Source organism: Bacteroides sp. GM023, from assembly GCF_014750685.1.
Taxonomy (GTDB): Bacteria; Bacteroidota; Bacteroidia; order Bacteroidales; family Bacteroidaceae; genus Bacteroides.
Map to the genome: position 1 here is coordinate 69,332 of NZ_JAAXGE010000007.1, position 24,672 is coordinate 94,003.

15 protein-coding genes are annotated in these 24,672 nt (G+C 42.9%); 14 read left to right on the forward strand and 1 reads right to left on the reverse strand.

Translation table 11 applies throughout. From position 1 onward, the window contains the following. Window positions 1-145: 145 nt before the first annotated feature. From HC965_RS15810 to HC965_RS15875, 14 genes are all read left to right on the forward strand, one after another. Window positions 146-1,135, forward strand: a complete 990-nt coding sequence (locus tag HC965_RS15810) for a glycoside hydrolase family 43 protein (protein WP_191032365.1) — start codon at window positions 146-148, stop codon at window positions 1,133-1,135. A 105-nt stretch (window positions 1,136-1,240) separates the two neighbouring features. Then, complete coding sequence (locus HC965_RS15815; protein ID WP_191032366.1) at window positions 1,241-1,813, forward strand: RNA polymerase sigma factor; 573 nt, start codon at window positions 1,241-1,243, stop codon at window positions 1,811-1,813. Between the two features lie 113 nt (window positions 1,814-1,926). After that, window positions 1,927-3,129: a FecR family protein gene (locus HC965_RS15820; RefSeq protein WP_191032661.1), complete on the forward strand. Its 1,203-nt coding sequence runs from the start codon at window positions 1,927-1,929 to the stop codon at window positions 3,127-3,129. A 160-nt stretch (window positions 3,130-3,289) separates the two neighbouring features. Further along, a complete protein-coding gene (locus tag HC965_RS15825) occupies window positions 3,290-6,721 on the forward strand; it encodes a TonB-dependent receptor (RefSeq protein ID WP_191032367.1) in 3,432 nt (1,143 codons plus the stop codon). A gap of 11 nt (window positions 6,722-6,732) precedes the next feature. Next, complete coding sequence (locus tag HC965_RS15830) at window positions 6,733-8,655, forward strand: RagB/SusD family nutrient uptake outer membrane protein (RefSeq protein ID WP_191032368.1); 1,923 nt, start codon at window positions 6,733-6,735, stop codon at window positions 8,653-8,655. Between the two features lie 23 nt (window positions 8,656-8,678). Continuing rightward, window positions 8,679-9,998, forward strand: a complete 1,320-nt coding sequence (locus tag HC965_RS15835; protein WP_191032369.1) for a glycoside hydrolase family 76 protein — start codon at window positions 8,679-8,681, stop codon at window positions 9,996-9,998. 24 nt (window positions 9,999-10,022) lie between these two features. Further along, window positions 10,023-11,174, forward strand: a complete 1,152-nt coding sequence (locus HC965_RS15840; protein WP_191032662.1) for a DUF4972 domain-containing protein — start codon at window positions 10,023-10,025, stop codon at window positions 11,172-11,174. 19 nt (window positions 11,175-11,193) lie between these two features. After that, complete coding sequence (locus tag HC965_RS15845) at window positions 11,194-12,657, forward strand: DUF4972 domain-containing protein (protein ID WP_191032370.1); 1,464 nt, start codon at window positions 11,194-11,196, stop codon at window positions 12,655-12,657. Window positions 12,658-12,882: 225 nt separating this feature from the next. Next, complete coding sequence (locus HC965_RS15850; protein WP_191032371.1) at window positions 12,883-14,142, forward strand: glycoside hydrolase family 76 protein; 1,260 nt, start codon at window positions 12,883-12,885, stop codon at window positions 14,140-14,142. A gap of 39 nt (window positions 14,143-14,181) precedes the next feature. Continuing rightward, the gene (locus tag HC965_RS15855) at window positions 14,182-16,662 is read left to right on the forward strand and encodes a glutaminase domain-containing protein (protein ID WP_191032372.1); all 2,481 of its coding nucleotides are present in this window, start codon (window positions 14,182-14,184) and stop codon (window positions 16,660-16,662) included. A 27-nt stretch (window positions 16,663-16,689) separates the two neighbouring features. Next, window positions 16,690-18,981 carry a GH92 family glycosyl hydrolase gene (locus HC965_RS15860; RefSeq protein ID WP_191032373.1) on the forward strand — a complete coding sequence of 764 codons (2,292 nt, stop codon included), beginning with the start codon at window positions 16,690-16,692 and terminating at the stop codon, window positions 18,979-18,981. Between the two features lie 47 nt (window positions 18,982-19,028). Next, on the forward strand, window positions 19,029-20,447 hold the full coding sequence (locus HC965_RS15865) for a glycoside hydrolase family 125 protein (protein ID WP_223854932.1): 1,419 nt from the start codon (window positions 19,029-19,031) through the stop codon (window positions 20,445-20,447). Between the two features lie 6 nt (window positions 20,448-20,453). Beyond that, entirely contained in the window at window positions 20,454-21,584 is a 1,131-nt protein-coding gene (locus tag HC965_RS15870) for an aldose epimerase family protein (protein ID WP_191032375.1), read from the forward strand. Window positions 21,585-21,629: 45 nt separating this feature from the next. Next, on the forward strand, window positions 21,630-23,660 hold the full coding sequence (locus tag HC965_RS15875) for a beta-L-arabinofuranosidase domain-containing protein (protein ID WP_191032663.1): 2,031 nt from the start codon (window positions 21,630-21,632) through the stop codon (window positions 23,658-23,660). A gap of 285 nt (window positions 23,661-23,945) precedes the next feature. Here HC965_RS15875 and HC965_RS15880 read toward each other — a convergent pair whose 3' ends face one another. After that, complete coding sequence (locus tag HC965_RS15880; RefSeq protein WP_223854911.1) at window positions 23,946-24,641, reverse strand: Fic family protein; 696 nt, start codon at window positions 24,639-24,641, stop codon at window positions 23,946-23,948. Window positions 24,642-24,672: the final 31 nt, after the last annotated feature.

Genomic DNA, 24,672 nt, shown 5'->3' on the forward strand with positions numbered 1-24,672 from the left:
CACCGCAAAGAAAGCACAAAATATTGATAATTCATGCGTTTTAGATAGGATTGGTCTGTTTTTGCTCATAATTGAGCGATTATTTTCTATAAATTTCTTTGTTTTTTCTCATTTTTGCGAAGTGAACTTTAAACATAGATAACATATGAAACTAAAACATCTTTTTCTTTCTTGTGTGATTGGCTGGTCTGCCTCCGTATTTTCTCAAAATATAGAGCAATCTCCCCAAACGAGTGGTAATCCTGTTTTCCCAGGATGGTATGCAGATCCGGAAGGGGCTGTATTTGAAGGCGAATACTGGATTTATCCAACCTATTCGGCTGCTTATACTGATCAGATTTATATGGATGCTTTCTCTTCCAAGGATTTAGTGAATTGGACAAAACATCCGAAAGTACTTTCAAAGGAGAATATCAGTTGGCTTTGGCGTGCTTTATGGGCACCTGCCGTGATCCATGCGAATGATAAATATTACTTCTATTTCGGTGCAAACGACATTCAGAATAATAATGAGCCGGGCGGCATTGGCGTAGCAGTGGCAGATAATCCCGCCGGACCGTTCAAAGATGTGTTAGGAAAACCGTTGATTGATAAAATAGTGAATGGCGCGCAGCCTATCGACCAGTTTGTATTCAAAGATGATGACGGACAATATTATATGTATTATGGTGGTTGGGGACATTGCAATATGGTGAAGATGGGAGCCGACCTGACTAGTATCGTACCTTTTGAAGATGGAACAATTTATAAGGAAGTAACCCCTGAAAATTATGTGGAAGGGCCGTTTATGCTGAAACGCAATGGCAAATATTACTTCATGTGGTCGGAAGGTGGATGGACCGGTCCTGATTATTGTGTGGCATACGCCATCGCAGATTCACCATTCGGGCCGTTCAAGAGAGTTGGCAAAATTTTGGAACCGGACGAGAATGTGGCCAGAGGTGCCGGACATCACTCGTTGTTCAAAGGACCGGGAAAAGATGAATGGTATATTATCTATCACCGCCGGCCTATAGGAGAAACGGATGGAAATTATCGCGTGACTTGTATTGACCGGATGTATTTTGATAAAGACGGGTATATTAAGCCTGTAAAAATGACTTTTGAGGGAGTGACAGCCAGTCCATTGAAGTAAAATATGGGAAGTTCCATCTTTCGGAAATTAATATTTCAGGAAAGATGGGCTTTTTTTGATTAATTGTTTTAATTTTGTCCTTACAAATCTAATATATACATTATAATGATATCAGATATACACTCTCTCTCTGATTCCCTTTTATGGAAGAGGTTTCTCGAAGGAGACTCGAGTGCGTATACCCAAATATACAAACGAACGGCACAAGATTTATTCCGCTTCGGGTTATTATACACTTCAGACAGGGAACTGATTAAGGACTGTATCCATGATGTATTTGTGAAAATTCATCAGAATCGCACTCAATTAGCTCCTACCGATAATATAACGGCTTATTTGTCGGTTGCATTAAAAAACACCCTCTTCAATGCACTCAAGAAAACAACAGACTCCCTTTCATTTGATGAAATAAATGAAGGGGAAGAAACGGCTGATGAGTCCCCTTCTACTCCGGAAGCTATCTATATTAATAAAGAACAAGAGAAGCAAGTTCAGACCACAGTACACAATATGATGTCTGTATTGACAGACAGGCAACGTGAAATTATTTATTATCGATACATCAAAGAGATGAGTATTGATGAAATCAGCCGGGTTACAGATATGAATAATCAATCTGTATCTAACTCCATCCAACGGGCTTTAGGACGCATCCGGGACTTATTTAAGAGAAAATAAGAGCGTCTGATTTACCCGATTTTCCTGTCTGGCAAAAAAAAGTGGAAAAAACTTCGAAAAAGGTGAGTATAAAATTAAAGTACAACTGTTATCCATATGTAAAGACAATGAAAATGATGAATTCTGAATTGAAACATACTGATTTTTCCCTATATACTTTTGAAGAATTCCTTCAAAACGACTTTTTTATTTCTTCCATGAAATATCCTACGGAAGAGACACAAGAATTTTGGAATGACTTTGAGCAATCGCATCCTTCTAATATAAATGATTATATCGCGGCAAGAGAATCTTTGGAAGCTCTGTCGATGCAAGAGGATGATTTACTCTCAGATCAGGAAATGGGAGATTTGTGGACACGAATTGAAGCAACCAACATAAATAAGGACAAGGCAAAACGTAAGAACTACTTCTTGATAGGGTTGAGTGCAGCAGCCAGTGTGGCTATTCTTGTAGGGTGCTTCTTCTTCTTGAAGAACTATCCTTCGGTCTTGGCACCGGATATTGCTACATTTGCGGTGAATACGAAGATGGAACTACCTGAAACGGAAGAAACTCTGCTGATATTAGCAGAAGATAACATAGTGAGCCTGAAAGAAAAAGAATCTGCAATCACGTATGACTCTGTGGAAATTAAAACGAATCAGGAAAGCATACTGAAAGAGAAAGTGGCAACTTTTAATCAATTGGTAATCCCGCGCGGGAAGCGTTCGGTATTGACATTTGCTGATGGGTCTAAAGTCTGGGTAAATGCCGGAACGAGGGTTGTCTATCCGGTAGAGTTTGAAAAAAATAAACGTGAAATATATGTAGATGGAGAAATCTATATAGAAGTAGCCAAAGATGAAAACCGTCCTTTCTATGTGCGGACGAAAGATATGAATGTAAGAGTGCTCGGTACGAAATTCAATGTGACGGCGTATGAGTCGGAAGCAATCAGAAGCGTAGTGCTGGCACAGGGATGTGTCCAGGTGGAAACGGAGCAGACTCCGAAAGCCATTTTAGCTCCCAATCAGATGTTCAGCTCTGTAGAAGGAAAGGAAAATATAACACAAGTGGATGTAGAACAAGCAATTTCATGGGTCAATGGGCTCTATTGTTTCCAAAGTGCGGATTTAGGAATTGTCTTGAAACGTCTGTCCACCTATTATGGTGTTAATGTAGAATTTGACCCAGCGCTCAGTAAAATAAAATGTTCCGGAAAAATTGATTTGAAAGACAACTTTGAAAAAGTAATTAATGGATTAACCTTTGTCGCACCAATGTCTTATGCCTATGATGAACAATATAAAACGTATCGAGTCGTAAAAAAATAGACAAGAAATAAATAAGTAAATAACAAACTAAATTCCTATATCTTATGGTGATTTTTTATAAGAGTGGGTGATGCCGCAGTATCATCCAGGTGGGATCTGTATGCCCATAAATGTTAAGTTGTAGAAAGTGATATTATGAGAAATTTTTAACATGATTAATATGAAAAATGCAATTAGAGAACGAAAGAGTAAGGTTCTCACGCTATTCCTTTGCTTCTTACTTCTCGGAATAGATTATTCTTTCGCCAGTACAAACAATTATTCTCAATTAAAGACTCTCTCGGTCAGTGTGAATAACACTACGCTACGGGAAGTTCTTCATACAATAGAGAAAAGTAGCCAATTCGTTTTCTTCTATTTGGATGATGCTGTGAATTTGGACCGTAAGGTCTCCATCGACAGTAAAGATAAGAAGATAGAAGAAATTCTTTCCGAACTTTTTGAAGGCACTTCATATACCTACCGGATTTCCGACAGGCAAGTGTTTATCTCCGGACGTGCCGCTGCTCCGACTTCGCAACAACAGAATAAGCGTAAAATAACCGGTCGTGTCATAGATATAAAAGGCGAACCGCTTATTGGTGTGAATGTAACGGTGGATGGCGATACAAATGGCTCGATTACCAATATGGATGGTTTGTATGAGTTGTTTGTAGATAAGAAAAGCATACTGATTAAATTTACCTACATTGGATTTAAGACATCTGAAATAAGAACGAATGCTTCTACGAATATTTATGATGTGACCTTGGAAGAACAGGTGAACGAACTGGAAGAAACCGTTATCGTGGGTTATGGTACCCAGCGTAAGATCAGTAATATCGGTGCCCAATCTTCCATGAAGATGGAAGACATTAAAACACCGTCTGCCAGTTTGACGACAACCCTGGCCGGACGTCTCGCCGGTGTGGTAGCAGTACAGCGTACGGGTGAGCCGGGCAAGGATGCGGCTGATATTTGGATTCGTGGTATTTCAACTCCAAACACGTCTTCTCCGCTGGTATTGGTCGATGGTGTGGAACGTTCATTCAATGACATCGATCCTGAAGATATTGAATCATTGACAACGCTGAAAGACGCGTCGGCTACAGCCGTATATGGTGTACGTGGCGCGAATGGTGTCATCTTGATTAAGACCAAACCGGGAAAGATTGGAAAGCCGACAGTAAGTGCGGATTATTATGAATCGTTTACCCGTTTCACGAAGATGGTTGACCTGGCAGATGGCGTTACCTATATGAAAGCTGCCAATGAAGCGATGCGTAATGATGGGACTGCTACAAAATATACAGATGAATATATAAATAATACAATTGTAGGGAAGGATCCTTATCTATATCCGAATGTAGACTGGTTACATGAAATATTTAATGATTGGGGACACAATCGGCGCGTGAATGTAAACGTGCGCGGTGGTAGTGAAAAAGTATCCTATTATGCGTCTGTAAGCTACTTTAATGAGACCGGTATGACAGTGACAGACAAGCGTATAAATACTTATGATTCGGAAATGAAATACAGCCGCTATAACTTCACTACCAATCTGAGTCTTGACATCACTCCCACTACCAAAGCGGAAATTGGTGCTCAAGGTTATTTGGGTGAAGGAAATTATCCTGCAATTTCTTCTTCCAGTTTGTATAATGCTGCTATGTCTATTTCACCTGTCGAGTATCCGAAGATGTTCTTTATTAATGGAGAATCGTATATCCCTGGTATCTCTACAAATAATAATTTTAATAATCCTTACTCACAGGCCACTCGCCGAGGTTACGATAATCTGACAAAGAATCAGATTTACTCCAATTTGCGTTTGACTCAGGAATTGGATATGATAACGAAAGGTTTAAAAATCAGTGCAATGTATGCATTCGACGTATATAACGAGATACACGTGCATCAAGATCGTGAAGAGTCTACCTATAATTTTTTGGATACAAATGTACCTTATGATATGAATGGGCAACCTATTTTGCAACGAATCTATGAAGGTAGCAATGTCTTAAGTTATAACCAAACAACGGGCGGAAATAAAAAGACTTATCTGGAAGCCTCTTTGATCTATGATCGCACATTTAATGAAGATCACCGTGTCAGCGCTTTGTTCTTGTTTAATCAGCAGTCTAAGTTGTTGTATCCGAAAAGCACGCTGGAGGATGCTATTCCTTATCGTATGATGGGTATTGCAGGCCGTGCCACTTATTCATGGAAGGACCGTTATTTTGCGGAATTCAATATTGGTTATAATGGTGCCGAGAATTTCTCACCGGGACATCGTTTCGGGACTTTTCCTGCCTTTGGAGTCGGGTGGGTTGTTTCAAACGAGAAATTTTGGCAACCTCTGTCAAAAGTCGTTTCCTTTCTAAAGATACGATACACCGATGGGAAGGTAGGTAATAGTGATGTTAACGACCGTCGTTTCATGTATTTGGATCAAATGAAAGAAAATAGTAGCTATGGATATAAATTTGGACCGAATGGAACCAAATGGTCTGGATATGAAACACTGAATATGGCGGTGGATTTAGTTTGGGAAGAGTCTCACAAGCAGAATTTAGGTGTTGATATTAAACTCTTTAATGATGACCTGTCTATCATTTTTGATATTTTCAAAGAACGGCGTGAAAACATTTTGTTGAAACGGGAAAATTCTATTCCTTCTTTCTTGGGATACAATACATCAGCCCCTTACGGAAATATTGGAATTGTGGAGAATAAAGGATTCGACGGAACAATCGAATACAACAAGCGTATTAATAAAGATTGGTTGATTTCTCTCCGGGGTAATATAACTTTTAATAAGGATAAATGGGTTCAAGGTGAACTTCCAGAACAAAAATATGAATGGATGAATCAGTATGGGCGTAACATTAAAGCAGCTAAAGGATACATAGCGGAAGGGCTTTTTACGCAAGCTGAGATTGACGATATGCATCGCTGGGAGGTTTTGTCTGATGCTAATAAGGCGATTACTCCGAAACCTTTTGCCAGTCAATTTGGTACAGTAAAAGCCGGAGATATAAAATATAAAGATTTGAATAATGATGGTCAAATTGACTCTTACGATCAAACATATATTTCCCGGGGTGATGTGCCTACTACTGTTTATGGTTTCGGTTTCACTGTGGCGTGGAAAGACTTGTCTGTGGGGATGATGTTTCAGGGAACTGCCGGTGCAGAACGTGTATTAAATGGAAGCAGTATAAATCCGTTTAGCGGTGGTGGTGGAACTGGTAATCTGTATTGCAATATTGATGACAGGTGGACTGAGGATAATCCAAACCAGAATGTGTTTTATCCGCGTTTGTCTTATGGAAACGAGACGGCCAGTTATGTAAATAACTTCCAGAAGAGTACTTGGTGGGTACGGAATATGGATTTTATGAGGTTGAAAACGCTGCAGATTTCTTATAATTTACCTAAAGATTGGGTTAATAAAGTGCGTTTAAAGAATGCAGCTGTCTATGTAATGGGTACTAATTTGTTCACTTTGAGCCGGTTCAAACTTTGGGATCCGGAATTGAATACCGATAATGGTGCTTCTTATCCTAATACAACATCCTATTCGATAGGTCTCAACTTCACATTCTAAAAGAAAAGATAATGAAAAAGTATAATTATATAATTGTAAGTCTGTTGACAAGTTTGTTTATAACATCTTGTAATGACTATTTTGATCAAGTGCCGGATGACCGGTTATCTCTTAAGGAGATTTTCACAACTAGAGATGGTGCATTGAAATATCTTTCCAATGTGTATACTTTTTTGCCGGATGAATTCAATCAACGGCAGGTGCATGAAACAAGCTTGTATCGCACACCCGGCCCGTGGACAGCCGCCAGTGACGAAGCAGAGTGGACCTCATCGGGAAATAAAGCGAAACTGATTAATAATAATTCCATTGATGCTACGGAAAATACGATGGTGTTATACCGTTGGAAAAGTTGGTTCTCGGGCATACATGAGGCGGCTGTATTCACAGAATATGTAGATTTGGCACCTTTGACTGCAACAGAAAGAAATCAATGGAAGGCGGAAGCGAGAGCTTTGCGGGCTATTTATTACTTTTATCTGGTGCGTACTTATGGGCCGGTACCTTTGCTTGATTCTGATTATGCCATGGATACCCCAAGTGATGAGTTGCAACTTTCACGTAGCACGGTGGACGCTTGCTTTAATTTCATAGTGTCCGAACTGAAGGCTGCTCAGAAAGATGGCTTGATGGATGATGCTTCAACTGACAAGGTGTCCGGATATGGACGTATTGACCAGTCTATTGCGCAGGCTTTCATTATTGAAGCTTTGACTTACCGTGCGAGTTGGCTGTTCAATGGCGAATGCACTTATTACGCGAATTTGGCCAATCCAGACGGAACGAAATTGTTTCCGTCCAAACCGGATGAGGCTACTAAACGCGCCAACTGGCAAAAGGTAATAGATGAATGTAAAACGTTCTTTCAGAATTACGGAAGCCGCTATCATCTCATGTATACGGATAAAAAAGGTGTAGCAGTGACTGGAGCGGATGCCCTGACCTTTAATCCGATGGAGTCTTATCGCCGGGGAATGAGAACTCTGTTTTCTGAAGTCGGCACTAATAAAGAAATGATTTTCTATCGTTTGGATAATGCGGCGGAAACTATGCAATATGACCGTACACCTAATAAATCCGGGAATACAGATGACTATAGAGGAGGTAGTTTACTTGGAGCTACACAGGAAATAGTAGACGCTTACTTTATGCGAAATGGTGAGTCGCCTGTCACAGGTTATGCTTCAGATGGTATTACGCCGATTATCAATGAGGAATCTCAGTATGTAGAAAATGGAATATCCACAACCGACTATACCGCGGCGGATGGCACTGTATATGCGCAGAAAGGCACACGGATGATGTATGTGAATCGTGACCCTCGCTTTTATGCAGACATTACATTTAGTAATTCAAAATGGTTTGAGGGAACCGAAGGAGGCTATACAATCGATTTTACTTATAGTGGAAATTGTGGAAAAAAACAAGGGAGCAATGATTATACAAGTACAGGGTATTTGGTTCGCAAAAATATGGATTCCGGTAACCGTAAACAAAATCTGATTTGCGTTTTGCTGCGTCTGACTAATATTTATTTCGATTATGTTGAAGCACTTGCCAATGTAGAACCGACGAATGAAGATATCTGGACTTACATGAACCTGATTCGTAAGCGTGCGGGAATCCCTGGATATGGTGAAACGCAGAATTTGATAAAACCGACGACGACAAAAGAGGTAATGGAATTAATCCGTAAAGAGAAACGCGTTGAGCTGAGTTTTGAAAACTGCCGTTATTTCGATGTGCGTCGTTGGGGATTGGTTGATGAACATTTTAATAAACCGATACATGGAATGAATGTAAATTATGACGGAAATGATTTCTTTAAACGTACAGAGATTATAAAACGTGTTTTCACTCGTCAATATTTCTTCCCAATTCCGCAGAGTGAAATCGATATTGATAAAAATTTGGTTCAGAATACCGGATTCTAATACTTATTATATAAAGAGTAATTATGAAACAATTTATTTTTTCAGCATTTTGTCTTACGGTAGCTGCATTGAACGTAGTTTCCTGTAATGATGATAAATTGGCAAAACCGTATACTCCCGATTATGAGCTTGTCTCTGAATATACAAATGAGGACGTATGGACAGCTTATGAAGCATTTAATGATTATTTGTTGGATGCAGATAAAAATATATATAAGACAAGTACGGCGTATTCGTCTGCTGTCGACCGTTATAATGGGGCGGCGGCTATTTGGTGCCAACCTTTCTATTGTGATATGGCAATGAACGCATATAAGCGTGCAAAGGTGGAAGGAAATGAAGAGAAGGAAGCAAAGTATAAAACTTTGTGTGAGGACTTATTTGCGGGAAATATAGCTCAATACAAGAATTTTGATTTTGATGATAACGATTTGGCCAAGGGATGGTTTATTTATGACGACGTTCAGTGGTGGACCATTACTCTGGCACGCGCTTATGAATTGTTTGGTACAGAACAATACCGTAGCCTGGCGGAAGCCAGCTTTGCCCGTGTATGGTATGGTTCGCCTAGGGTAGGAGATACAGGCTCCTATGCAGATCCGGCGAAGAATTTGGGCAGCGGTATGTTCTGGCAATGGCAGCCTATTACTAACCCTGATGAGAATCTGGCAACTAACGCTAAGATGGCCTGTATTAATTTTCCTACGGTGGTAGCGGCATTAACCCTTTATAATAATGTTCCGGCCGACCGTATGGAAGATATGCAACCGGAGCGGTGGAGCAATAGTTATGGAGATTTTGTACGTCCTCATTATGAAACGAAAGAGGCTTATCTGGAGAAGGGGAAGGAAATATATGAATGGGGGGTAAAAAACCTGGTGGATACTAATACTGGCGAAGTTGCGGATAGTAAGGCTGGTGATGGCAATCCGGCATGGACGGACCATGTTTACAATCAGGCTACGTACATTGGTGCTTCTATATTACTTTATAAAGCGACAGGAGAGCAGGCTTATCTGGATAATGCGATTGTCGCAACAGATTATGTGGTGGATACCATGTCCGGAACTTACGACTTATTGCCGTATGAAGATGGCATAGAACAGGGCATTTATACGGCTGTCTTTTCACAGTACGTCGCCATGCTTGTCTATGATTGTGATCAGACTAAATATATTCCGTTTTTGAAACGGAATATTAATTACGGTTGGGCTAATCGCGATAAAACACGTAATTTATGTGGCGGCGCATATAATAAGGAAGTGATAGAGGGAGCTACGGTCGATAGTTACTCAGCATCCGGAATACCTGCTTTGATGTTGTTGTTTCCGGCAGAAAAATAAGTATAATCTATAAAAAAAAGAATGATGAATGCAAAATATTTAAATCGGAACCTGTGGTATTGTATCGGCTGTATGATACTGGTGCTTCAATTGATGGCTTGTACTGAGGAAACCCATGATAATTATACAGTAGCTCCAGAGATAAAAGACGTATATATTGATCGGTTGGACGCATTAATCATTGAGATGACGGATTTGCAGACAAACTCAGAATATGGCGAAAAGAAAGGACAATATCCCGCTGAAAGTAGAGCAATCCTGACGGATGCGATAGATGCCGCTAATCGTGCGGTGCTACTAATAAAGTATCAGAATCCGTCTCCGTCGGAAAGTGAAAAACAGCGCTATGTAGATAATGTGAGGGGTGCCATTGACAAATTTGAAGCAATGGTCCGGACCGAAGATGCTGAAACGATACCATCCGAATTATTTGTCGACGGACGTGGAAATGGCGGGTCTTACATTGATTTCGGACGCAGTGAGGAGTACGTAAAATTCGGAACTCAAAACAATCAGTCCTTTACTATTGAATTTTGGGTAAAAGTGACTCAAGGCGGTGGAAAAGACCAGAATGTTTTCCTGTCTACTTTTATAGGGGGAAGCGGATGGCATAATGGCTGGATGATGTATTGGCGCAATTCGAGTGGTGGTATCTATCGTGCCACTTGGGGTGAGACCGGAGGTAATATCTGTGAACCGTCACTCAGTGCGCCGGAAGACGGAGAGTGGCAGCATTTTCTGTTTGTCTATAGCGATACTGGTTTGCCGGACAGCCCGGATTTGCGTGCAAAATTGTATGTAAACGGGGAAGTGAAGACTACAGAGAAGAACGTAGGAAGCAGATATTATAATTCGAGTAATTTTGCTGATAACAATAAGCCTATGACTGCTTTCGGACGTTATATGCGTACCGGAGACGACAACTTATTTGAAGAAGGTTTCGCCGGTTACATGAAGAATATCCGTATCTGGAAAAGCGCAAAGAATGACACATATATACAGGAGTCTTATAAAGGTACGGCAGAGGTCACGGGAAAGGAAGGAGATTTGGTTGCTGCGTGGAACTTTACCACGAAACCGTCCGGTACCACCAGTGAAGTTCTTGACCTGACCGGCAGGCATACTGCCAAGATTGTCGGAACTTATAAATGGGAACGTGTTGCAGAAGGACAATAATATAAAAACAATGAAGAACATGAAACATTTGATCAATAACTGGAGAGGGAGCACAATGCTTCTCTCTCTCCTGCTGATTTACTGCCTGACAGGATTGTCAGCTTGTGATGATATAAAAGATGAATATATTACGGATACTCCGTTGAACCTGCTGCAGGAAAAACGGACAGCATTAAATTATTTACTGGATAATTCTGAATATGGAACTGCCCCCGGCACTTATCCCGAGTCCGGGAAAGATATTCTGAATAGCGCCATTGCAGAACTAGATGCTTTGATTGCGAAAGTGGAAGCTGGAGAGATATTGGATGAAGTCACTCTGGAAGCCGCAATAGCGAAAGTAAATCAATCTATCGATAAATTCAACGATTCGAAATATTACAATTTGTCGGAAGAGGCACGGCGATATATTAATGAACTGATGGCTAAAGCGGATGACATTCGGACGATTGTCAGTGATGAAGCAAAGTGGGGTAATCACAAGGGACAGTATCCGGTAGTGAATAAGTCGATCTTGGAAGGCGCGGCCGAAGATCTGGACAGTATGGCCGATAGAATAAGAACCGGAGAGATTACGCACATCACTCAGGAAATGTTTAATGAAGCAATAGCGAATGCAGATAAGAAAATAACTCAGGTGGAAGAATCCGCCTGGCCGGATAATAGCCAAATAACATGGAACCTGTTTGTAGACGGAAATAAAGGTTCTTATATCGACTTTGGTTATAGTGAAGACTATGTGAAGTTCGGTGATGATGATAATCAAGCGTTTACAATCGAACTTTGGGTGAATATAAAAGAATATTGCAATAAGTCGGGAGAAGATAACTGCACCTTCCTTTCTACGATGACGAATGATCCTTATTGGAGTGGTTGGCGTACGCAAGACCGTACGAAAGGACTGTTGAGAACGATGGTTGCACATTGGCAAGATGATAATCATTCAAAACCTGAAGAATGGGAACCGGGATGGAAAAAGTCTGATAACTGGACAAAAGACCGTTGGACACATTATGCATTCCTGTTCAGGGATAAAGGTTTGCCGGGATTCGATACACCGACAGATGTGAAATGCTATTCTATGATTGATGGCACAAGACAAGGTGAAATAATCCGTGTAGGTGAAGCCTGGAGAACATACATCAATGATAATTCCATTACAAATGAAGTTCACATGACAGGATTCTGTATGAAGGACAACAATGGCAATCGCAACGAATGGTTCTCCGGCTACATAAAGAAAATACGTATATGGAAAACAAACCGGACAGAAGACCAGGTGTATGCTTCCTACGCAGGCAGCGAAGAAGGGGTAACAGCCGACAATCCGAATTTAGTAGAAGCCTGGGATTTTGAAGTGAAAGGAGATCAACCGACTCAGAATGATACCCGGACAATTACAGGTTTGAAAGGACACACGGCGACGTTAGTCGGCAATAACTGGCAATGGGTTGAAACAACAACTGTAACAGATAACAGATAACAAATAACTGGTTGTGGATAACGTTTTCAATAGGTAACATAAATATTCCCCTCATCTTTGCCGATGGGCAGAGTGAGGGGAATTTTATAACCAACCCTCTTCTTTTTTATTGCAGAAAGGCGTTTTGGTCTGTATTTGTTCTTTATTGAATAGATATTATCGTTTTTTTTCAGCTATTTCTGCAATCTTTGTAACAGGAAAAATACAATTAATTTATAAACTATCATGAAAAGCAAAATTCTTTTGGTGCTAACTCTGTCACTGGGGCTATCGGCTACCTTATGTGCGGCCGATGACTCGGGAAAAACAAACCAGAAGACGCACACATACACTAATGAGGATGTATGGGCAGCCTATGAAGGATTTAATAGTACACTGCTCGATTCCAATAAATACATCTATAAGACAAACTCATCCTATCCGAGTGCAGTAGACCGTGGTAACGGGGCAGCTGCCATATGGTGCCAGCCCATCTATTGGGACATGGCGATGAATGCTTATAAACTGGCGAAAGCGCAGAAAAACAAGGAGAAGACAGCGTATTATAAAACTCTTTCCGAGAAAATATTCGCAGGGAATAAAGCCCAATACTGTCATTTTAATTTTGACGATAACAATGAGAATACCGGGTGGTTCATCTATGATGACATCCAGTGGTGGACAATCACACTGGCACGAGCCTACCAACTTTTCGGAAACGACGAATATCTGAAACTCTCGGAAGCAAGCTTCAAACGCGTATGGTATGGCTCGGAGAAAGTAGGCGATACCGGTTCATATGACAAAGAAAACGGCGGTATGTTCTGGCAATGGCAACCCATCCGAAACCCGAACCCCAATAAACCCGGTGATGGAAAAATGGCTTGTATCAACTTCCCGACAGTGGTAGCAGCGTTGACTCTATTTAATAATGTACCGAAAAACAGAAAAGAATCGACTGACGCCCGCCCGGATTATCAGACAAAAGCCCAATATCTTGCGAAAGGCAAGGAAATCTATGAATGGGGAGTAGAGAACCTGCTGGATAAAGCTACCGGAAAGATTGCCGATAGCCGCCACGGAAACGGTAATCCTGCATGGAAGGCACATGTCTACAATCAGGCTACCTTTATCGGAGCGTCAGTACTGCTCTATAAAGCTACCGGAGAAAAGCGTTATCTGGATAATGCCATATTGGGAGCGGACTACACTGTGAACGTAATGTCTGCCGAACATAACCTTTTACCTTTCGAAGGTGGAATCGAGCAAGGAATCTATACAGCTATTTTTGCGGAATACATAGCAATGCTGGTATATGATTGCGGACAGACACAATACATCCCTTTCCTGAAACATACCATCGAATGTGGCTGGGCGAACAGGGATAAGACACGTAACGTTTGTGGGGGTGAATATCATAAGAAGTTGCCGGTCGGTGCGGAGATAGACAGTTACTCCGCTTCCGGCATACCGGCACTGATGTTATTATTCCCTGCACGGAAATGAATGAAAACAAATATATAATAGAGATATTCGATTAAAATTATGAAACAACAACTAATGACACTGTTGCTGGGAGCAGCCACTACTGTATTGAGTAGCTGCGGAACCCAGGTGGAACAACACGAAAAGAATGAATTACGTGCTCCGGCATACCCATTGGTAACTATTGACCCTTATACCAGTGCATGGTCTACCACTGACAATTTGTATGACAGCTCTGTAAAACATTGGACAGGCAAGGACTTCCCCTTGATTGGCGTAGCCAAAGTGGACGGACAAACGTACCGTTTCATGGGAACGGAGGAACTGGAACTAAGACCTTTGGTCAAGACTTCCGAACAAGGTAGCTGGACAGCTAAATATACGACTGAAAAGCCCGTCGACGGATGGCAGAATACAGGTTTCAATGATAAAACATGGAAAGAAGGCGAAGCCGCTTTCGGAACAATGGAAAACGAACATACTGCCAAGACCCAATGGGGCGAAGAATTTATTTGGGTACGCCGGGTAGCCGATATCCAGGAAGACTTGACAGGAAAGAATGTATATCTTGAATTCTCTCACGACGATGACGCCATTATCTATATCAACGGCATCAAAGTAGCAGACACAGGAAACTCTTGCAAGAAGAACGAAAGAGTGAAACTGTCCGAAGAAGTGGTCGCTTCTCTGAAACCGGGTGAAAACCTGATTGCCGGCTATTGCCACAACCGTGTAGGAAACGGATTGCTGGATTTCGGACTATTGGTAGAACTGGACGGTTACCGTTCTTTCCACCAGACGGCGCAACAGACCTCTGCCGACGTACAGGCCATGCAGACTTACTATACCTTTACTTGCGGCCCGGTAGATCTGAAACTGACATTTACCGCTCCTCTATTCATGGATAACCTGGACTTGATGTCACGTCCGGTCAACTATATTTCTTATGAAGTAACCTCCAATGACGGACAGAAACACCAAGTTGACCTCTACTTCGAAGCCTCTCCCCAATGGGCGCTCGACCAGCCTCACCAGGAATCCGTAGCCGACAGCTTTACGGATGGTGACTTGCTATTCCTCCGTACCGGAAGCCGCAATCAGGATATTCTGAAAAAGAAAGGTGACGACGTACGTATCGACTGGGGACATTTCTACCTGGCTGCTGAAAAGGAAAACAGCGCATCTATCATCGGTGACGGCAGAGAAATGCGTAAGAACTTTGCAGAAAATAAATTGGAAGCACCTTCCACCAACGGATATGATAAACTAGCCTTGGTACGTTCCTTAGGTGAAACACAAAAGGCCGACGGCCATCTGCTGATTGGCTATGACGACATTTATTCTATCCAATACTTTGGAGATAACCTGCGTCCTTACTGGAATCGTCAAGGCAATGAAACAATCGTTTCCCAATTCCAAAAAGCAGAAAAAGAATATCAGGCACAAATGAAAAACTGTGCTGCTTTCGATAAGAAACTGATGGAAGAAGCGACTGCCGTCGGTGGACGCAAGTACGCCGAACTTTGTGCACTGGCTTACCGCCAGGTTATTGCAGCCCACAAACTGGTAGAAGCTCCGAATGGTGAATTGCTTTTCTTGTCAAAAGAGAATTTCAGTAACGGCTCTATCGGAACAGTGGACATCACTTATCCTTCTTCTCCCATGTTGCTGTATTACAACCCTGAACTGGCAAAGGGACTGCTGAATCATATTTTCTACTATAGTGAAAGCGGCAAATGGAACAAACCGTTTGCAGCCCATGATGTGGGTACTTATCCGATGGCTAACGGTCAGACTTACGGCGGCGATATGCCGGTAGAAGAATCGGGCAATATGCTGATAGTAACAGCAGCCATCGCAGCTATGGAAGGAAATGCGGATTATGCGGCTAAACACTGGGAAACGTTGACTACCTGGACTGATTATCTGGCAGAGAAAGGACTTGACCCGGAAAACCAACTCTGTACGGACGACTTTGCCGGACACTTCGCACACAACACCAACCTTTCCATCAAAGCAATCCTGGGTGTAGCTTCTTATGGTTATCTGGCAGATATGTTGGGTAAGAAAGACATAGCAGAGAATTACACACAGAAAGCGAAAGCTATGGCTGCCGAATGGGTGAAGATGGCAGATGACGGCGACCACTACCGCCTGACATTTGACAAACCGGGAACATGGAGTCAGAAATACAACCTGGTATGGGATAAACTGCTGAAACTGCAAATCTTCCCTGAAAATGTTGCAGAAACGGAAATCGCTTATTATCTTACGAAACAAAATAAATACGGCCTTCCATTGGATAATCGCGAAACTTATACCAAGACCGACTGGATCATGTGGACAGCTACGCTGGCTCAAGACAAAGCTACCTTTGAGAAATTCATCGACCCGGTATATCTGTTTATGAACGAAACCATCACGCGTGTGCCGATGTCCGACTGGGTATTTACGGATAACCCCACACAAAGAGGTTTTCAGGCACGTTCCGTTGTAGGCGGATACTTTATCAAGATGCTCGAAGGCAAACTAAATAAATAAAGGCAAACTAAATAAAAGAAAGATACCATGAAGAAACTAGCTCTATTCGCTTTTGCGTTAGTTAGTGCATGGAGTATGACTGCAAAAACAATTACCGGCCCGGTGGACTATGTCAGTCCACTGGTCGGTACACAGTCTAAACACGCATTATCTACCGGAAATACTTACCCCGCCATCGCGCTCCCTTGGGGAATGAACTTTTGGGTTCCGCAAACCGGCAAAATGGGCGATGGATGGGCCTATACATACGATGCTGACAAAATCAGGGGATTCAAGCAAACCCACCAACCAAGTCCCTGGATAAATGATTACGGTCAATTTGCCATCATGCCCATAACCGGCAAAGCCGTATTCGATCAGGATCAACGTGCCAGTTGGTTCTCTCACAAGGCCGAAACGGCTACCCCTTATTATTATAAGGTATATCTTGCCGACCACGACGTAGTCACAGAAATCGCCCCCACAGAAAGGGCGGCGGCTTTCCGTTTCACTTTCCCCGAAAACGACCACTCCTATGTGGTAGTGGATGCTTTTGAAAGAGGTTCATTTGTGAAAGTGATTCCCTCGGAAAACAAGATCATCGGCTACACTACTAAAAACAGCGGCGGTGTTCCCGAAAACTTCAAAAACTACTTTGTATTGGTATTCGACAAGCCGTTCACTTACACGGCTGCCGTGACCAATGGCACGATTGATACAGGCAAACTGGAAGCGAAAGACAATCATGCCGGCGCATTGATTGGTTTCAAAACCCGCAAAGGCGAACAGGTAAATGTACGTGTCGCCTCTTCTTTCATCAGCCCCGAACAGGCAGAACTGAACCTGAAAGAGTTGGGCAATGACAACGTAGAACAGATTGCGGCAAAAGGACGCAAGGTATGGAACGAAGTTCTGGGACGCATTGAAGTGGAAGACGATGATATTGACCATTTACGCACGTTCTATTCCTGTCTGTACCGTTCGGTACTTTTCCCGAGAAGCTTTTATGAAATAGACGCCAAGGGAGATATCATGCATTACAGTCCTTACAATGGCGAAGTGCTTCCGGGCTATATGTTTACCGATACAGGCTTTTGGGATACCTTCCGTTGTCTGTTCCCCTTCCTTAACCTGATGTATCCGTCGATGAACACGAAGATGCAGGAAGGACTGGTGAACACCTATAAGGAAAGCGGATTTCTGCCGGAATGGGCAAGCCCCGGACACAGAGGTTGTATGGTAGGAAACAATTCCGCTTCCATAGTAGCCGATGCTTACCTGAAAGGATTAAAGAATTATGATATCGAAACTCTGTGGGAAGCCGTGAAACACGGGGCAAATGCGGTACATCCGAACGTAGGTTCTACCGGACGTTTGGGATATGACTATTATAATAAACTGGGATATGTACCTTATAATGTAGGTATTAACGAAAATGCAGCACGTACGTTGGAGTACGCATACGACGACTGGTGCATCTATCAGTTGGGCAAAGCATTGAAGAAGCCCAAAAAAGAAATTGAAATCTTTGCCAAACGTGCCATGAACTATAAGAACCTGTACGACCCGGAACATAAGCTAATGCGTGGCAAAAATGAAGACGGAAAGTTCCAGTCGCCGTTCAATCCGTTGAAGTGGGGCGATGCCTTCACCGAAGGAAATAGCTGGCATTACACCTGGTCGGTATTCCATGATCCTCAAGGATTGATTGACCTGATGGGCGGCAAAGACGGATTCAACCAGATGATGGACTCTGTATTTATCCTTCCTCCCGTATATGATGAAAGCTATTACGGCAGCGTGATTCACGAAATCCGTGAAATGCAGATTATGAACATGGGTAACTACGCGCATGGCAACCAGCCTATCCAGCATATGCTGTATATGTACAACTATTCCGGTCAACCCTGGAAAGCGCAACACTGGATTCGCGAAGTGATGGATAAACTGTACACTCCCGCTCCCGACGGCTATTGCGGTGACGAGGACAACGGCCAGACTTCCGCCTGGTATGTTTTCTCCGCAATGGGATTCTATCCGGTATGTCCGGGCACGGATGAATATATCTTGGGTACTCCTTACTTCAAACAGATGAAGCTGCACCTGGAAAACGGAAGGACTGTAACAATCTCAGCCCCGAACAACGGAGACGACAAACGCTATATCTCATCCATGACACTGAACGGCAAGAACCATACAAAGAATTACCTGACTCATCAGGATCTGATGAATGGTGCTTCTATCTCCTTCGAGATGAATGCGAAGCCCAATCAGCAACGTGGAACGAACGAAAGTGATTTCCCTTACTCTTTCTCTAACGAATTAAAAAAGAAGAAGTAATCATGAAGAAACAAATCAAATATATCAGTGCGGGTATGTTGGCAGGCATGCTTCTCTGTGGCGGTGAGATACAGGCTTCCAACCGTATGACAGAAATGCACGTCTGCCTTGCGGATGCCATTCAGAAAGATAACCGCCCGGAAATATCCAAACGCCTGTTCCGTTCGGATGCAGTAGAAAAGGAGATTCTCCGTGTGCAGAAACTCCTGAAGAATGCGAAATTATCCTGGATGTTCACCAACTGCTTCCCCAATACACTGGACACAACGGTACATTTCCGTAAAGGAAGCGATGGCAAACCGGATACGTTCGTCTACACCGGAGATATCCATGCCATGTGGCTTCGTGACTCCGGGGCACAAGTGTGGCCGTATGTACAGTTAGCCAACTCCGATCCCGAATTGAAAGAAATGCTGGCAGGCGTTATCCTTCGCCAGTTCAAATGTATCAATATCGACCCGTATGCGAATGCTTTTAATGACGGTGCTATTCCTGATGGTCACTGGATGAGCGACCTTACCGATATGAAACCGGAACTGCACGAACGTAAATGGGAAATAGACTCATTATGCTATCCGTTGCGCCTGGCTTACCAGTACTGGAAGACAACCGGCGATGCCAGCATCTTCACGGAAGAATGGATTCAGGCAATCACCAATGTACTGAAAACTTTCAAGGAACAACAACGTAAAGAAGGAGTAGGGCCTTATAAGTTCCAGCGTAAAACAGAACGTGCTTTGGATACAGTAAACAACGACGGACTCGGCGCACCGGTAAAACCTGTCGGATTAATAGTATCGAGCTTCCGTCCTTCGGACGACGCCACTACACTTCAGTTCCTGGTTCCTTCCAATTTCTTTGCCGTATCTTCATTGCGCAAGGCTGCTGAGATTTTGGAACAGGTGAACAAGAAAACAGCCTTGTCCAAAGAATGTAAAGACCTGGCTCAGGAAGTAGAAACAGCCTTAAAGAAATATGCAGTATACAATCATCCCAAGTATGGCAAGATGTACGCCTTTGAGGTAGACGGCTTTGGCAATCATTACCTGATGGACGACGCCAATGTGCCGAGCTTACTTGCCATGCCTTATTTGGGAGACGTAAACGTGAACGACCCGATTTACCAGAATACCCGCCGTTTCGTATGGAGCGAAGACAACCCTTACTTCTTCAAAGGTAAGGCAGGCGAGGGAATCGGCGGACCACATATCGGTTATGATATGGTGTGGCCGATGAGTATTATGATGAAAGCCTTCACCAGCAAGAATGATGCGGAAATCAAGACTTGCGTCAAGATGCTAATGGATACCGATGCCGGAACAGGATTTATGCACGAATCTTTCCACAAGGATAATCCGGAGAACTTTACCCGTGCATGGTTTGCCTGGCAAAACACTCTTTTCGGTGAGTTGATTTTGAAACTGATTAATGAAGGAAAGATAGATTTATTGAATAGTATTAATTAAAATATCATGAAACACTTATGTACATGGGCAGTTGCCGCCCTTTTAATGGCAGCTTGTACACCGAAAGCCGAGAAAGCTACAGATTCCGGCCTGTTGCAGAGTAATTTCCAGACAGAAGTAGACGGAAAGAAAACCGACTTATTCACCTTGCGTAACAAAAACAACATGGAAGTTTGCATTACCAACTTCGGTGGACGTATTGTTTCAGTTATGGTGCCCGACAGGGACGGGCAAATGCATGATGTCGTTCTCGGCTTCGACTCTATTCAGGACTATATCAGCAAGCCGTCGGACTTTGGTGCGAGCATCGGACGTTATGCCAATCGTATCAACCAGGGCAAATTTACATTGGACGGCATAGAATACCAGCTTCCCCGCAACAACTACGGCCATTGCCTGCATGGCGGCCCGCAGGGATTCCAGTACTGTGTTTATGACGCCGTTCAGCTGAATCCGCAGGAATTACAGTTGACCTACCTTGCCGAAGACGGTGAAGAAGGCTTCCCGGGCAACATCACTTGCAAAGTCCTGATGAAACTGACCGACGACAACGCCATCGACATCCAGTACGAAGCGGAAACGGACAAACCGACCATCGTGAATATGACGAACCACTCTTATTTTAATCTCGACGGAGATGCAGGCAGCAATGCCGGTCACCTGTTGGCAATTGACGCGGATTATTATACTCCGGTGGATAGCACATTCATGACTACCGGTGAAATTCTCCCCGTAGAAGGAACACCGATGGATTTCCGTACCCCGACTCCGGTAGGCGAACGCATTAACGACTATGACTTCGTGCAACTGAAAAACGGTAACGGTTACGACCACAACTGGGTATTGAACGCAAAAGGTGACATCACCCGCAAATGCGCTTCACTCGAATCTCCCAAAACAGGTATTGTACTGGACGTATATACCAACGAACCGGGTATTCAGGTATATGCCGGAAACTTCCTTGACGGCTCTCTGACCGGAAAGAAAGGCATTACTTACAACCAGCGCGCTTCCGTATGTCTCGAGACGCAGAAATATCCGGATACCCCGAACAAACCCGAATGGCCTTCGGCTGTACTTCGTCCGGGAGAAAAATATATGAGTCAATGTATCTTCAAATTTTCTGTAGATAAGTAACTTATGAATTCAACTTTTGGACATCGAATTGTATGGTTCGTGGGTATGCTGATACTGTTCGGGTTCGGCGTTACGGTAACATCATGTGCGTCTGTTTCTTCAGATGGCACCGTGACAGTTGTAGAACGCCCCGATATTCAGTCTGTTAATACAAATTATGTGGGATATCGTGCCCCGCTCCGTCCGCTGAACTTTATTAAGTTGCCGGTAGGCAGCATCCAGCCCGAAGGGTGGGTGAAGAAGTATCTCGATTTGCAACGTGACGGCCTGACCGGACATCTCGGAGAAATCAGTGCCTGGCTGGAAAAGGATAACAATGCCTGGCTGACTACCGGTGGCGATCATGGTTGGGAAGAAGTTCCTTACTGGCTGAAGGGATACGGTAATTTAGCGTATATCCTCAATGACCCGAAGATGATAGAGGAAACGAAATACTGGATTGAAGGCGTATTTGCCAGCCGTCAGCCGGATGGCTATTTCGGCCCGGTCAATGAGCGCAATGGTAAACGTGAGCTTTGGGCGCAAATGATTATGCTTTGGTGTCTGCAATCCTACTATGAGTATTCACAGGATCAGCGTGTCATTGATCTGATGACTAACTATTTCAAATGGCAAATGACCGTCCCCGACGATCAACTGCTGAAAGATTACTGGGAGAATAGCCGTGGCGGCGATAACATAATCAGCATCTACTGGCTTTACAACCATACCGGCGATGCTTTCCTGCTCGACCTCGCCGAAAAGATTCACCGCAACACCGCCGACTGGACTAAATCTACCTCTCTGCCCAACTGGCACAACGTGAACATTGCCCAATGTTTCCGCGAACCTGCCACTTATTATATGCAGACCGGAGATTCAGCCCTGCTGAAGGCTTCTTATAATGTCCATCATCTGATTCGCCGTACTTTCGGACAAGTGCCCGGTGGTATGTTCGGTGCGGATGAGAATGCCCGATTGGGATATATCGACCCCCGCCAGGGAGTGGAAACCTGCGGACTGGTGGAACAGATGGCATCCGATGAAATCATGCTTTGCATGACAGGCGACCCGATGTGGGCGGAACACTGCGAAGAAGTGGCATTCAACTCTTATCCTGCTGCCGTGATGCCGGATTTCAAAGCATTACGCTATATCACTTGCCCGAACCATACGGTCAGTGATTCGAAGAACCATCATCCGGGCATTGATAACCGTGGACCGTTCCTCTCGATGAATCCTTTCAGCAGCCGTTGCTGCCAGCACAACCATGCACAAGGCTGGCCTTACTTTGCAGAGCACCTGGTATTGGCAACTCCCGACAATGGAGTGGCAACTGCTATTTATGCCGCCTGCAAAGCTACGGTTAAAGTTGCTGACGGCAAGGAAATCGTTCTCCGCGAAGAGACAAATTATCCCTTCGAAGAAGCCATCTCTTTCACAATTTCTACCGATGAAAAGGTCGCTTTTCCATTCTATCTCCGTATTCCTTCATGGACTCAGGCGGCAGAAGTACGTGTAAACGGCAAGAAAGTAAATGTATCTCCCGTATCCGGAAAATATCTCTGTATCAACCGCGAATGGTCGAACGGAGATAGGGTAGAATTAACTCTGCCTATGTCTCTGTCTATGCGTACCTGGCAAGTCAATAAAAACAGCGTAAGCGTAGACTATGGGCCTCTCACTTTGTCTCTCAAAATAGCAGAAAAGTATGTCGAAAAAGACAGCCGTGAAACGGCCATCGGCGATTCTAAATGGCAGAAAGGTGCTGACCCAGAGAAATGGCCTACTACTGAAATCTATCCGGACAGTCCCTGGAACTATTCATTAGTATTAGATAAGCGAGAACCTTTGAAAAACTTCAAAGTCATCCGTAAGTCCTGGCCTGCTGATAACTACCCTTTCACAGTAGCCAACGTACCTTTGGAAGTGAAAGCTACCGGGCGTCTGATTCCCGCATGGAAGATTGACGAGACCGGACTCTGCGGCGTATTGCCGGAAGAAGATGCGGTAAGAGGTGATAAGGAAGAGATTACTTTGATTCCTATGGGTGCGGCACGATTGAGAATATCCGCTTTCCCGAATACAAAGGAGTAAATAGATTGACGAGCCATTGGCATCTGTTGTTTGGGATGTCAATGGCTCGACTACTAATTTACTCTTTGATATATCTGCGATATAAATAATGTATTGTAGAAGAGGATATATTGCGAGAAAAGAGTATCTTTGTATTGGAAATGAACTAAGATATAATGCTTGATAGTATGAAAAGAAATAGAACTTTAAAACAATTTTCAGATAAAGAGAAGAAGCAGACAATAGCTTCCATGATTGCTTCTTTTAAATTGGAAGGGATTTCTATATCCGAAGAAAAGGCTTCTATTATTTATCAAAAGGTTCAACATCGTCTTCAAAACACTTTTCGATGATTTTCTCCATATAAGTATAATTCATATCAGCAGCCCTTTGTACAGCTTCTATATAAGAAGGAAATAACTCTCCCGTAAATGGCGAAAAGTCTAATTTTGCATATCCCTGTTTGATTGCCATTATATTTGCCAGAATTCTGGCAGTCCTGCCATTTCCTTCTCTGAAGGGATGGATAAACAATAACTCAGCATGTACTTTAGCAATGTCTTCTATTAATTGCTGTCGATTATCATATTTATCCGGAAGTTTTTGAAGTATATCTTTTTCAAAGTTTTCCATAGACTGGGGAATATATAATGCTGCTGGAAAAACAAATCCTCCTTTGGATATATTGGTGGTTCTATATTTCCCTGCAAAAGAATATAAATCTTTGAAAGCTAATTCATGTATACGGCATATATATGCAGAATTAAAATGTGTTTTAGTATCAAGTTCATTTTCTAAAAATAATTCTGCATACATGAATCCTTCTAATTCAGCCAATGCAATGTCTTCCGCATTAGTGAGATGCAGTAAATTAGGAAGAATATCCGATTCATTTTGATTAACTTCATATTTGCTCATTGGCATATCTTTTAGTGATGTAACAAAGTTAAATGTTTCTTTCTTTAAAATGCAGACCTTTTCTTTATTTTTTATTTTCGTCATGCTTTTCAATATAACTTTAGCTCTGTTTCAT

What these genes read in the sequence shown, in the direction of transcription:
- HC965_RS15810 (WP_191032365.1), top strand. Translation starts at nt 146, where the DNA reads ATGAAACTAAAACATCTTTTTCTTTCTTGTGTGATTGGCTGGTCTGCC.
- HC965_RS15815 (WP_191032366.1), top strand. Translation starts at nt 1,241, where the DNA reads ATGATATCAGATATACACTCTCTCTCTGATTCCCTTTTATGGAAGAGG.
- HC965_RS15820 (WP_191032661.1), top strand. Translation starts at nt 1,927, where the DNA reads ATGATGAATTCTGAATTGAAACATACTGATTTTTCCCTATATACTTTT.
- HC965_RS15825 (WP_191032367.1), top strand. Translation starts at nt 3,290, where the DNA reads ATGAAAAATGCAATTAGAGAACGAAAGAGTAAGGTTCTCACGCTATTC.
- HC965_RS15830 (WP_191032368.1), top strand. Translation starts at nt 6,733, where the DNA reads ATGAAAAAGTATAATTATATAATTGTAAGTCTGTTGACAAGTTTGTTT.
- HC965_RS15835 (WP_191032369.1), top strand. Translation starts at nt 8,679, where the DNA reads ATGAAACAATTTATTTTTTCAGCATTTTGTCTTACGGTAGCTGCATTG.
- HC965_RS15840 (WP_191032662.1), top strand. Translation starts at nt 10,023, where the DNA reads ATGAATGCAAAATATTTAAATCGGAACCTGTGGTATTGTATCGGCTGT.
- HC965_RS15845 (WP_191032370.1), top strand. Translation starts at nt 11,194, where the DNA reads ATGAAACATTTGATCAATAACTGGAGAGGGAGCACAATGCTTCTCTCT.
- HC965_RS15850 (WP_191032371.1), top strand. Translation starts at nt 12,883, where the DNA reads ATGAAAAGCAAAATTCTTTTGGTGCTAACTCTGTCACTGGGGCTATCG.
- HC965_RS15855 (WP_191032372.1), top strand. Translation starts at nt 14,182, where the DNA reads ATGAAACAACAACTAATGACACTGTTGCTGGGAGCAGCCACTACTGTA.
- HC965_RS15860 (WP_191032373.1), top strand. Translation starts at nt 16,690, where the DNA reads ATGAAGAAACTAGCTCTATTCGCTTTTGCGTTAGTTAGTGCATGGAGT.
- HC965_RS15865 (WP_223854932.1), top strand. Translation starts at nt 19,029, where the DNA reads ATGCTTCTCTGTGGCGGTGAGATACAGGCTTCCAACCGTATGACAGAA.
- HC965_RS15870 (WP_191032375.1), top strand. Translation starts at nt 20,454, where the DNA reads ATGAAACACTTATGTACATGGGCAGTTGCCGCCCTTTTAATGGCAGCT.
- HC965_RS15875 (WP_191032663.1), top strand. Translation starts at nt 21,630, where the DNA reads ATGCTGATACTGTTCGGGTTCGGCGTTACGGTAACATCATGTGCGTCT.
- HC965_RS15880 (WP_223854911.1), bottom strand. Translation starts at nt 24,641, where the DNA reads ATGACGAAAATAAAAAATAAAGAAAAGGTCTGCATTTTAAAGAAAGAA.